This is a genomic window from Pseudoalteromonas sp. G4, assembly GCF_028875915.1.
Classification (GTDB): Bacteria; Pseudomonadota; Gammaproteobacteria; order Enterobacterales; family Alteromonadaceae; genus Pseudoalteromonas.
This window is the reverse complement of sequence record NZ_JAPEHW010000056.1, coordinates 1-12707: the sequence shown is the minus strand read 5'-3', so window position 1 is coordinate 12707 and position 12707 is coordinate 1. Positions and strand designations below refer to the sequence as shown.

At 40.3% G+C, this 12707-nt stretch carries 9 protein-coding genes; 3 read left to right on the top strand and 6 right to left on the bottom strand.

Features of this window, described 5'->3' with window-relative positions; genetic code table 11:
• Window positions 1-3: 3 nt before the first annotated feature.
• Window positions 4-900: a TIGR01777 family oxidoreductase gene (locus ON073_RS14760; protein WP_274762645.1), complete on the bottom strand. Its 897-nt coding sequence runs from the start codon at window positions 898-900 to the stop codon at window positions 4-6.
• Between the two features lie 89 nt (window positions 901-989).
• Here ON073_RS14760 and ON073_RS14755 point away from each other — a divergent pair, with 89 nt between their 5' ends.
• Complete coding sequence (locus ON073_RS14755) at window positions 990-2039, top strand: AI-2E family transporter (protein ID WP_274762644.1); 1050 nt, start codon at window positions 990-992, stop codon at window positions 2037-2039.
• Window positions 2040-2075: 36 nt separating this feature from the next.
• On the opposite strand, the gene ON073_RS14750 is transcribed toward ON073_RS14755, so the two are convergent.
• Window positions 2076-2960, bottom strand: a complete 885-nt coding sequence (locus tag ON073_RS14750) for a LysR substrate-binding domain-containing protein (RefSeq protein WP_274762643.1) — start codon at window positions 2958-2960, stop codon at window positions 2076-2078.
• Between the two features lie 303 nt (window positions 2961-3263).
• On the opposite strand from ON073_RS14750, the gene metE reads away from it, so the two are divergent.
• Complete coding sequence (gene metE / locus ON073_RS14745; protein WP_274762642.1) at window positions 3264-5534, top strand: 5-methyltetrahydropteroyltriglutamate--homocysteine S-methyltransferase; 2271 nt, start codon at window positions 3264-3266, stop codon at window positions 5532-5534.
• Between the two features lie 23 nt (window positions 5535-5557).
• Here metE and ON073_RS14740 read toward each other — a convergent pair whose 3' ends face one another.
• Together ON073_RS14740 and ON073_RS14735 are read right to left on the bottom strand one after the other, a co-directional pair.
• Window positions 5558-7930, bottom strand: coding sequence for a GGDEF domain-containing protein (locus ON073_RS14740; RefSeq protein ID WP_274762641.1), 2373 nt, complete (start codon window positions 7928-7930; stop codon window positions 5558-5560).
• Between the two features lie 87 nt (window positions 7931-8017).
• Complete coding sequence (locus ON073_RS14735; protein ID WP_274762639.1) at window positions 8018-9709, bottom strand: collagenase; 1692 nt, start codon at window positions 9707-9709, stop codon at window positions 8018-8020.
• Window positions 9710-9876: 167 nt separating this feature from the next.
• On the opposite strand from ON073_RS14735, the gene pyrC reads away from it, so the two are divergent.
• Window positions 9877-10914 carry a dihydroorotase gene (pyrC, locus tag ON073_RS14730; RefSeq protein WP_010559887.1) on the top strand — a complete coding sequence of 346 codons (1038 nt, stop codon included), beginning with the start codon at window positions 9877-9879 and terminating at the stop codon, window positions 10912-10914.
• Between the two features lie 83 nt (window positions 10915-10997).
• Here the strand turns inward: pyrC and ON073_RS14725 are convergent, their stop codons facing one another.
• Together ON073_RS14725 and ON073_RS14720 are read right to left on the bottom strand one after the other, a co-directional pair.
• Window positions 10998-12371 carry an MFS transporter gene (locus ON073_RS14725; RefSeq protein WP_274762638.1) on the bottom strand — a complete coding sequence of 458 codons (1374 nt, stop codon included), beginning with the start codon at window positions 12369-12371 and terminating at the stop codon, window positions 10998-11000.
• Window positions 12372-12524: 153 nt separating this feature from the next.
• The coding region (locus ON073_RS14720) for a hypothetical protein (protein ID WP_274762637.1) at window positions 12525-12707 on the bottom strand (183 nt) is incomplete at its 5' end.

The window sequence follows — 12707 nt, the reverse complement described above, 5'->3', positions numbered from 1 at the left end:
GCGTTAGCGCCCACTTAGCACATTTTCTAATGCGGGTTTTAACTCGGCATATTGAAACTTAAAATCTGCATCATTTAGTGCTTTTGGTAACACAGCTTGGCCAAACACTAATAAATCAGCCATCTCACCAAACAACATTCTTAAAACAAACTCGGGCATTCTTAATAGACTTGGCCGGTTAAGCGCTTCACCTAGGCTTTCACTAAATTCATTATTTGTTACTGGGTTTGGTGCAGTGGCATTAAACACTCCGTGAAGTGACTCATTTTCAATTAAAAATAAAATGATGTTCACCATATCGTTAATATGGATCCACGACATATATTGCTTGCCGTCAGCAATTGGGCCGCCAAGATAAAATTGAAATGGCGGTACCATTTTACCCAGTGCACCACGTTTTTTTGCAAGCACAATGCCTGTTCTAAGAATACATACTCGCGTTTTTTCCGAGCTTGCACTTTGCGCTAATTGCTCCCATTTTTTACATAAATGATGACTGTATTCTTCAAAAGGTTGGTTATTTTGTTCGGTAACAGGCTCGTCTTGTCTACCATAAAAACCAATGGCACTGCCTGATATAAAGGTATGGGGAGGCGTTTTTGCCGCTTTAATTTTATCTGCAATTTGCGCTGTTATTTGCCAGCGACTGGCTTCTATTTTGGCTTTTTGCGAGGCTGTCCAGCGTTTGTCAGCGATTGGTTCGCCTGCTAGGTTAATCACGCAATCAATTTCATTAAAATCAATGTCATCAATAGTTTCGTGGGCGTCAACATGATGGCCTAACAATGTGAAGGCTTTTTCTTTGCGACGCGTTAGCACCACCAATTTATGATGGTTTGCAAGGTGCTTACATAAGTGCGAACCAATTAGGCCTGTGGCCCCTGTTATTAAAATATTCATAGATAAATCAAATAGCTTCCTATTTGCCACGCTTATACTGTAGCATAGCCTTAATTAGAACAATGTCATAATACGAACTAAGGATAGCCATGGTTCAGCAAAATTTGACCGGCGCCAGTAAAAGCTTGCTCGTCTTTGCAGCACTAATTGTCGTACTTGCAGGTTTAAAATTAGCGAGCGCAATCGTCGTACCATTTCTTCTGTCTGTTTTTATCGCCATTATCTGTAGCCCACTTATTGAATTATTAGGGCGCTATCGCGTACCGAAAGGGGCCGCGATTACCATTGTTATATTGCTGATTTTATTGGTGGTTGTCAGCCTAGCAGGGCTTGTGGGGCAATCTGTAAATGGTTTTTCGCAAAATGTACCTGTTTACAAAGCACAACTGCAAAATGAGTTTTCCGGTCTGTTATCCACCTTAGCGCAATACAATATATTGATAGATAAAGAACGCATCATGTCGTTCTTAGACCCAGGTAAACTGATTGATGTTGCTGCCAATACTCTTGCAGGTGTAGGTGGCATTATGGCTGATTTATTTCTAATCATTTTAACTGTAGTGTTTATGTTGCTTGAAGCGCCTTACATTGGCAAAAAAGTGCATTTAGCGTTAGACGACCCAGAAATGAAACAAAAACAAATCGATTTATTTTTGGATTCGGTAAATTCATACCTCGCCATTAAAACCTTAGTCAGCCTTGCTACCGGTCTATTGGTTACCATAATGTTATGGGCTTTTGACATCGACTATTTTATTCTTTGGGGCGTATTAGCGTTTTTCCTTAACTACATACCTAATATTGGGTCGATTATTGCAGCAATTCCTGCTGTGCTTTTGGCGGTTGTTCTGCAAGGTGTCGGTGTTGCTGGCATTATTGCTGCCGGTTATATGGCAATTAATACCGTAATGGGCAATATGATTGAGCCACGGTTTATGGGCAAAGGGTTAGGTTTATCACCACTTGTGGTGTTCTTGTCGTTACTATTCTGGGGTTGGCTGTTAGGCACGGTTGGCATGTTACTTTCTGTACCACTCACTATGGTTGTGAAAATAGCGCTGGAAAACAGTGAAGAGGGCAAGTGGCTTGCAGTACTGTTAGGCGGTGAAGATCAAGTTAATGAAGAAATTGAACAGTAAATAACGGAATAAAAAAAGAAAAGGGTTAGCACGAGGCTAACCCTTTTTTTGTTTACAGGTATTTAAGAAATGTCGATAAACTGGATTTTCGCTCATGGTTTTCTTCATGGCTAAATACATTGGCCTTGTTAAACCAAGGGCGCCTAATGGAATTGATTTAATTAAGCCTTGGCTTTCATACGGTGTTACTAACCAATCAGGTAGTGCAGCAACGCCCATGCCAGCGCTTACTAGTTGGAAAATCAATAAGCCTTGATCAACGTTTTTTAAAGTGCCGTCAAAGCGCGCGTTTTGGATAAAGTGTTTAAAAATATCTTGGCGCTCGCGTGGAATAGGGTATGAAATTATGGTCTCGTCTTTTAAATCGAGCGCTGTTACATACGCTTTTTTAGCAAGTGGGTGATCTGGGCTTACAATCAGCTTTAATTTAAAATCAAATAAATGGGCGTATTCAAGGCGATCAGTTTCGCGAATATCCGATGTTAAAACTAAATCTAACTCATCATTTAATAGCTCTGGGATTGCGTCGTAGCTAAAACCGCGCTCATAGTCGACTTTTATATCAGGCCAAAAGTTATTGAATTCTTTAATGGTTGGTAATAACCAGTGAAAACACGCATGACACTCAACACTTAAACGCAATTGTGAAATGGGTTGGTTCAAACTTTCTTTTAGACGACATTTCGTAGCCTCTACCTTAGGCAACACATCGTGGGCGAGTTCTAAAAGCAGCATACCTTGTGGTGTAAAACGCACTGGATGGGTTTTTCGTTCAAATAACTGACAATCAAGTTTGTTTTCTAAGTCTTTGATTTGGTGTGATAAAGCCGATTGGGTTAGGAATAGCTCACGTGCCGTATTTACTAAAGAACCCGTTTCTTTTAGCGTGGCGATGGTTTTCAGGTGTTTTACATCTATCATCTTTAAGAATACTCATATTAAACTTGAACGATCATGAGAGAGCTTCGATACTAGCTGTTTATTTTTCATGTTTCAATGCTCGGAAGCTCTAATTAACGCCATGATAATAATAAATTGCTATTTTATATATTTTTAATAGTTATGATAGCGCTGTCATTTATCTTTGGGCTGTGCGCCTTATTTGGTTTGGTGTTTTTGTTATTAGTTTTTCTCAAGTTTATTTGGAAAAACTTGCGATTTAATTGAAAGAAATTTAAATCTAGTATTTAGCCGTCTAAACGTCTCAAATAAAAGGATATCAAGATGGCAATTACACTACATAATTTAGGCTTTCCACGAATAGGCAAACAACGTGAACTAAAAAGAGCAGTTGAATCTTATTGGCGTGGCGAAAGTTCGTTAGCTGAGTTAAAAGCAAAAGGTCAGGCGATCCGCAAAGACAACTGGGAGTTACAAAAAAGCCAAGGCATTGAACTATTACCCGTCGGCGATTTTGCTTGGTATGACCATGTACTTAGTACATCTTTGTTGTTTGGTGTTGTACCAAAACGTCATCAAAGTATTACAGAGGCAATTGATTTAGATACTTTATTTCGAATTGGTCGTGGTAAGGCGCCTTCGGGTTGTGCTTGTGCAGCCAGTGAAATGACTAAATGGTTTAACACTAATTATCATTACATAGTGCCAGAACTGTGTGAAGACCAAGTATTTGAAATAAGCTTTACTGAATTGTTTGAGCAGGTAAAAGAAGCAAAGCTACTCGGACACAACATAAAGCCTGTGCTTGTCGGCCCTGTTACCTACTTGCATCTTGCTAAAACGGACACTGACTTTGATAAATTATCCTTGTTACCACGTTTGTTAGCTGCCTATCAAAAGGTGCTTAATCAGCTAGCTGAGTTAGGTGTTGAGTGGGTACAAATTGATGAGCCTATTTTCGCACTAGAGTTATCAAAAGAGTATCTCGAGGCACTTTCTACTAGTTTTGCTAAGTTGCATGGGCAGGGCGTTAAATTACTGCTCGCAACTTATTTTGGCTCAATAGAACATCACCTAGATACCATAGTCAATTTATCAATTGATGGTTTACACCTAGATTTAGTGGCTGAAACACAAGACATTTACAAGATTAATCACGCCATTGGCAATAATAAAATTTTATCACTAGGGGTAATTAATGGGCGTAACATTTGGAAAGCGGATCTGCTATCAATCTATCACCAAATAAAAAATGTGGTGTCATCCAGAGGTGATGTTTGGCTTGCGCCTTCATGCTCTTTACTACACACACCCGTTGATTTGGAGCAAGAAAGTGGGCTTGATAGTGAGATTAAATCTTGGCTTGCCTTTGCTAAACAAAAAGGCTTGGAACTTAAATTATTAAAAGATGCATTGCTCACAGGTGATTTAACCAAAATTACAGAATATTCAGCGCCAGTAATAGCGCGTTGCAAGTCATCGAGGGTAAATAATCAAGCTGTAAAGAGTTGTGTTGAGGGCTTAACTGCACATGATGGTAAACGCATCAGTTGCTTTTCAAGGCGTCAGAAAATCCAAAAGTTAGCGCTTGGCTTACCAATTTTGCCTACTACAACAATTGGCTCTTTCCCGCAAACCGATAACATTCGTAAAGCAAGGCGTGATTTTAAAGCAGGGAATATGACTCAAGCGCAATACACAACTCAGATGGAAAATGAAATTGCCTATGCAGTAGCGCAACAAGAAGCAGTTGATTTAGATGTATTGGTTCATGGTGAAGCTGAACGCAATGATATGGTGGAATATTTTGGTGAGCTGCTTGAAGGATTTGCCTTTACACAATTTGGCTGGGTGCAATCGTATGGCTCGCGCTGTGTTAAGCCACCGATAATTTGGGGCGATATAAGCCGTAAACAACCAATGACAGTTAACTGGACGCAATATGCCCAGTCATTAACAAATAAAAAAATGAAAGGCATGCTCACAGGTCCTGTAACAATTTTGTTTTGGTCGTTTATCCGCGATGATCTTGATAAACCAACTATTGCCAATCAAATTGCACTCGCTCTTAGAGATGAAGTGGTAGATTTAGAAAAAGCTGGCATTAATATCATTCAAATTGATGAACCAGCATTTCGAGAAGGAATGCCATTAAAAGCATCAAAGTGGCAGAACTACCTAGACTGGGCGGCTTATGCATTTAGAGTAAGTGCATCAGGGGTGAGCGATAAAACCCAAATTCATACTCATATGTGTTATGCCGAATTTAACGATATTATCACGGCAATTGCTGATATGGATGCGGATGTTATTACCATAGAAACGTCACGTTCGAATATGGAATTACTCAATGCCTTTGAGGATTTTGACTATCCCAATGAGATAGGCCCTGGTGTTTACGATATTCACAGTCCAAATATACCTGACGTTAACTGGATTAAAGCGCTTATGAAAGAAGCCGCCAACAAAGTGCCATTAGAGCGATTATGGATAAACCCTGATTGTGGTTTAAAAACACGTGGATGGCCTGAAACAATCGCTGCGCTCAATAATATGGTAACTGCAGCAAAAGAGCTCAGAGAGGAGCTCGCATAGGGAAAGTGTAACTTACGGGAAAACTAACTTAGTTTTCCCGTAGTTAAGAAGGTATATGCTTGTTTTGCAGGCATAGGTTTTGCCACTAAAAAGCCTTGGCCGTATTGGCATTTGGTTTGTTTTAGTACGTCAAGCTGCTCTTCGGTTTCAATACCCTCGGCAACAACATCGAAATCTAACGAACTTGCTAATGTCAAAATTGCATCAACTAATGGGTGGCTTTCATCGCGTTTTAAGTTATCAATAAAGCTTTTATCAATTTTTAAAATATGAATAGGCAATTGATGTAAATACCCCAGTGCTGAATACCCTGTACCAAAGTCATCTAAGCACAGTTTAACGCCACAGGTTTTTAGTTTTTCAATTATCTCAGTTGCAAGGGCCAAGTTTTCAATTAAGCCAGACTCGGTAATTTCAATACATAAACTTCCGAGCGGTAATTGATACTCGTAGTAAAGTCGTTGAATAAAGTCAGCAAATTCTAATGTTGAAAAATGCTTAGACGACACATTAACTGTTACCTTAAAGTTTTCAGCTATTGCACCTTGCCAAATTTTAATTTGCTTAGCTGCCAGTTCCAAAATATGTAAATCGAGTGCGAGAATTTGCCCTGTTTCTTCTGCCAGTGGAATAAAATCAGCAGGTGAAACAAAACCGCGTTCAGGATGATGCCAGCGAACAAGCGCTTCAAAGCCAATGATCTCGCCCGTTTGAATGGTAAAAATTGGTTGATAAAACAGTGCAAATTCATGTTTCATCATGCCGCTTTGAATATCACTTTCTAAAAGCGCAGCGCCTTTTAGTTTTTGCCTCATGGTGTCGTTAAAAAACTGTACTTTGCCACGACCAAGCGACTTTGCTTGGTACATTGCTGCATCAGCGCGCTGTAAAATTTTATAGGCTTCATCTGTTTCTTTATTGGCAAAAGCCACACCTATACTGGTTGATGCCTGCAATAAATGGTCATCAATAAGGAGTGGATCTTTCAATGCTAACTTTATGCGCTCAATTACAGGGGTAACATCTTCTGCACCAAAAATATCACACAGCAAAATAGCAAACTCGTCGCCACCTAAACGGGCAAAAGTATCTGTTTCACGAATGCATTTATTTATAATCTGGCAGATTTTAACTAAAAATTTATCGCCGACTTGATGCCCTAAGGTGTCGTTGATTATCTTAAATCGGTCAAAGTCTAAATAGAGCAGGGCGTGTATTTTTTGGTTTTCGGTGCGCCCTAAGGCGAGTATTGCATGGGTTAGACGGTCGATTAACAATGCGCGGTTTGCAATGCCAGTGAGTTCGTCATGCATTACTTTGTGTTGCAGCGCTTTTTCAGCAAATACACGATTAAGCACTAATCGAATTTGTTGACTGATATAAGTTAATAAGTCTTTATCGTGTTCGGTATAACACACACTTTGGTTATAACTTTGCACCACAATAATGCCCGATAACTCATCGTTTAAATCAAACGGTACGCCAAGCCAAGAATTTGGCAAAGCACCAATTAAATGAAAGTCGTCATTTTCAATGTGCGCTTGATACTCATCACCATTTAAAAGTACGGCTTGTTGTTTATTAATGGCGAATACAGAAGCTGTTTTTTGAATTTGTGCATTACTAAAGCGTTTAAGCGTAATGCGCTCAACACCATGCTCAATAATATAAGGGATTTCTAAACCGCGAGTCTGTTTGTTGTAGTAGCCTATAAATAAGTTTTCAGCAGGTAAAAGAGTATTAACAATATCGTGTAAACCCTTATAAAAGTTATCCATGGTTTGCGAATCAGAACTTAGATTAGCAATTTGCAGCATGCCTTTTTCTAATCGCTGAGCATAGTTAAGCTGGTTGATGGTGTCGGTTAAATTAGCAACGGTTTTACATTGATCTATATTGGCACTGAGCATAGAGGCAACGGTGGTTAAAATACTTAAGTGATCTTTGGTGTAGTAATTTTTTTCAGGGTGCTCACAATCAATAACGCCCAATACTTGGCCGTCATACACTAGCGGCACACATATTTCAGAATGTACATTACCGCTTATTTGCAAATAACGCGGATCCGTCGTTACATCGCTAATAATTTCCGCACAACCAGTTTCAAACACATGACCGCAAATGCCTTCATTAATCGCAATGGAAAGTTGCTCGCTTTCAGCTTTGTCGTGTTTATAGATTGAAGAAACTTGAGTAAGGGTTTGTTTTTCTATATCGGCTAAAAAGATTGAGCATTCATCAAATCCTAAGCGTTTAACTACTTGGTGTGTCACATAGTCATATAGTTCATCGAGATCAACAATACGAATGAGTGATGAAGCAAACTCATTAATGATGCTGAGCTGATTAGCTCGATTGGTCATTGCGTCTACATTATCGCCAGATGAATACTGCATAAAAGCGCTTGCTAGCCATTTGTATTTTTAAATTAACATAAATGTAACTCAGCAAGCACTTTTGCTCAATAAAAGTTTGTTTTTCCGTTATAAAATATGATTATGTTCGGCAGTGATTTTAAGTGCTTTTGGCATTAAGTAGTCACGATACAAATAGCGGTACAATTTGTTTGGTTTCGCTTTAACAGCGGCTTCTTGATAAGGATTAGCTTGTTTGTACGTTGCTAAATAGTTTGCAAAGTTATCACCGTGTTTAGCTACCAAACTATTAAGCAACTCACTGTAGCCATCAAAGTAATCGGTACGCAAAAAGTGCGCTAACTGACGATAATCATCTAAGGCATTTTCAGATAAATAACGGTGCGCTAAATAAGACCATTGGTAAACACGTTTTGACCCATCTTTATATGTAGTATCAAATACTTCGCGTAGGCTAGGCCACTTTTCTTGCTCTGTTTCGTGTAGTAATTTATTTACGCGGTCGTTGCTTTTACCCTGTGCAATTAATTCAGCACCACCTTCGCTCCACCATACTAAGTGGCTAGGGAAGTGACCAAAACCGTCGTATTTATTAAAGCGGCCATCTAAGTAGTGCACGTATTCGTGGTTTAGGTTCCACACTGAAAAACCCTCTTTCCAGAATGCTTTAAATGAATAGAAGGTCGCTTGGTTACCTGGTTTGCTTGGCTTACCTTCAATGTACATACCGCCATTGTCGGTGCTGATATCAAAAATCATTTGGCCGTGCTGGTTGTAGCCTGTGTAGTTATCAAAAATAGCAACGCGCAGCGCTTCATTAAAATCATTTGGCACAGGTTGGCGGTCAGTGGCATACACATCGTGGAAATGCGATTCTTGCGAAATTAAACGCTCACAACTGATATTAAGCTGCTCGGTAGTTAAAGTTTGTGCGCGAATAAACAACGAATCTGAACATTTATGATTAATTGGTAGGGCGTCATCCAGTGTTATTTCGCTGCAGCGGCCTTTAAATTCATCATCACAAGCTGATTTACCACGAAAGCTATTAACTAAATAACGCTGTGAAAAGATAAACTCTTTATTTGTTTTTGGGTTTTGCTCAAGTGCTGCCCACACTTTTTCATCAAGTGCTTTTTCAGCTGTTTCATCATCTAAAATATAATGAAGGTAGCCAAGCGCCCAAGCCGCGTGATCTTGCTGCCAGCTATTATCGTTTTGAAGTAAGTCGAGTAATTCTTGCTGCCACTTAGTTTGTGCAAGTACCGCTTGTTTAATCTCATCCTTACTGCGTGCTTCAAATGCTAAAAAGCCAATAGCACGAAGTTGTTCCCACTTAGCATATTGCGCTGCAAGCGGGCTTGCATCGCTAAGCACTACATTTGGTAATAAAGGTAAGTGTTTAGCTAATTTATCTTTTAAATCATCAAAGTAGTAATAACGGTAAAGCGTTACCGCGTAGTTTTCGATGGCGCGATAGTCGTCTTTAGCGATGGTTTGCATGCGGGCAAACAACGCGCTATCAAGTGCTGTTAATTGCTCAGCTTTTAAATTCTTCGTATTGCCAAAATAGCTAAAACCGCGCAGGGCATAAAGGGTTTCATTAATGTCGGCGCCAGCGTTTAAATTGGTAACTAGGGCATCAAAGTCACTACTGGTTAAACCTAATTGCCAATAAGCTTGTGTGTTAATTGTGATAGGGCTTTGTAAAAGCGTGGCTGTTGGCTCGTTGATTGTCGATGCACAACCCGAAGCAAGTAACCCTGTTAATAACAGAGAAGTAGCGCGTGTTAGTTTCATTTTTGGTCTCTATTTTTATTAATGTGTGCGCTAACTTATCAAAAAGGGATATTGTATACAATTATTATCGATAAACCTCAACGCTAGCGCTTTACAGCAGCATCACAAGTCAATAAGATCAGCATAATCGGACGTTCGTCCGCTCACCGTCAATAAAAGGTAGGATCATGACAGACACAACTGCTAAATTAACCATTACTCGCCCAGATGATTGGCACATTCACTTACGTGATGGCGACCAGTTAAAAGACACCGTACGTGACGTAAGCCGTTACATGGGTCGCGCGATTATTATGCCTAACCTTGTACCACCAGCAACTTGTACTGATTCTGCCCTTAGCTACTATGAGCGAATTCAAGCGCACAATAACAGCAATTTTGAGCCGTTAATGGTGTTATATCTAACAGATAAAACAACGCCAGAAGAAATTAAAAAAGCGAAAGCGAGCGGTAAAATTGTTGCTGCTAAATTATATCCAGCAGGGGCAACCACTAATTCAGATTCAGGCGTAACTTCAATTGAAGGCATGTACCCGGTATTTGAGGCAATGGCTGAAGTAGGTATGTTGTTACTTATTCACGGTGAAGTAACTGATTCAAGCATTGATATTTTTGACCGCGAAAAAGTATTTATTGAAAACATTCTGTGCAAAATTGTCGATGATTTCCCAAATCTTAAGATTGTGCTTGAGCACATTACTACGAAAGATGCGGCAGAGTTTGTAGCGGCAGCAGGTGATAATGTTGCAGCGACCATTACGGCGCACCACTTACTGTATAACCGTAACCACATGCTAGCAGGTGGCATTCGCCCACATTATTACTGTTTACCAATTTTAAAGCGCAATATTCACCAAGAAGCACTAATTAAAGCGGCAACAAGCGGCAGCAAAAAGTTCTTCTTAGGCACAGATTCAGCGCCGCACCTTAAAGATAAAAAAGAAGCGTCATGTGGTTGTGCTGGTTCTTACACTGCGCATGCCGCACTTGAGCTATACGCAGAAGCATTTGAAGAAGCTGGTGCACTTGATAAGTTAGAAGCATTTGCGAGCTTTAATGGCCCAGATTTCTACGGTTTACCACGCAATACCGACACAGTGACACTTGAAAAAGACACGTGGCAAGTACCAGAGTCATACCCACTAGGCGATGACGTTGTTGTGCCTATTCGCGCAGGCGATGAAATTACGTGGAAAGTGAAATAACAAACACTCTTCCAAATGTAAAAAAGCCCGCTTCATGCGGGCTTTTTTGTTGGTATTATCCATTGAGGTTAGCGAGGTTAGCATCAAGGTTGGTTTTGCTTCTCTTCATTCGCTTCTAGCGTTTGTTCTGAGTCTGGATTTCGATGTTCACTTAACGCTTGCTCATTACATTCTTCAACATCTGACTCTTCAGAGCTAATATGTTCTTCTTCAACCACCAGCAATTGCTCGTGCGCAGTGGTTTCTTCAATACGTGGATCCATGGTTGCAGCCAGTGGTGATGCGGTGACATCGGATGTGCCCACAACATAATCGGTTGGTTCTGGTTGTTCCGCTTTTTGTTTGGAGTTAATAATACTCAGTGACACAAACATTACGACAGTAAGAATAGCGATTGAGCCATATAACGCTTGGTGACCGAAATGTGCCATGATTTGCGCATTGACAGCAGAACCAAGCGCAGCCCCTGCGCCAAACATAATCAGTAAGGCAGACGATACACCAACGCGGTCTTCGTCTTCTACACGCGAGTTTGCCAGTGCTGAAGAAAGCGGATAAAGCGTAAAAGCAAATAAACCAAAAGCAAACGTAAGGGCATAGGCAACATGTTGTGCAAGCGGCAGTAAAAATAACGCGACGCTCACTGCACAGATGGCAACGGCATTAGAGCGAATTAGAATACTACGGCGAATTTTGTCGGAAATAACACCCATCGGCCACTGCGCCAGTAAACCTGCAAAAATGGTGATTGACATAAACAGTGCGATTTCTTGAGCGCTAAACCCGGAAAGGCTTGCGAAGGTGGGGGCAAGGGCATAAAAACTACCATTAATAATGCCAGCAAAATGCACCGCGGTTAGCGACTGTGGCACTTTCTTAAAGTAGTCAAGTAAACTCACTTGAATAGGTTTAAGGGGTTTTGGGTGAATTCTTCGGGTGAGTGAAATAGGAATTATCCCCAGCGACAGTGCCATGCACACCAAAAATAATGGCTCATAACCAAGTTCTGGAAATTGTGATAACGCTAATTGGCCTAATACCATGCCCAATGAAGACATGATCATATACATAGAGAATACCCTTCCGCGCGACTCAGGCGCAGCTTGCTCATTAAGCCAGCTTTCTAACACCATGTAATTACACATCATGCTAAGGCCAACAATTAAGCGCAGCACCAACCACAGGTAAATATTGTCACTCAGTGCATGTGCAGCAACACAAGCTGTTACTGCCGCCGTGCTTGCCACAAAGGTACGAATATGCCCGACAGATTTGATTAAGTGATAACCCAGTTTGGAGCCAAGTAACAAGCCTAAGTAATAAAATGAAGTGAGTAAACCAACCCAAAATGTGGATACATTATGTTGACCTAAATAAAGCGCAAGGTAAGTGGTGAGTAAACCCGTTCCACCAATTAAAAATAAGTTTGTGAAATAAAGCGAAGGGAATGATTTCATTGAAATACTTTTTTGCACGGTTAGGTAATTATACTAGAAGATTGAAAGGGGATTTCCAAGGAGGAAATTGAAGATTTTGATGTTGATCTTTATTGGGATTAGTTAGCGAGTAGGCTTGTAACTTTTGTGGTGGTAAAGGGGAGTGAAGATAATTTAAAAACCTGTTTTTAGTAAATCAAAGAGTGATTTTAAGTTAACAGACAAAGTGCAAAACCTGATCCTCAAGCCTTGTAATCTAAATATACGCAAACAATCTTTATAAAAATTAACTATATTTGTCGCGCTGGCGACCGCAGCCAAAAGGTGGCTAACGCCAGCCCCCCTTTGGATTCCCCC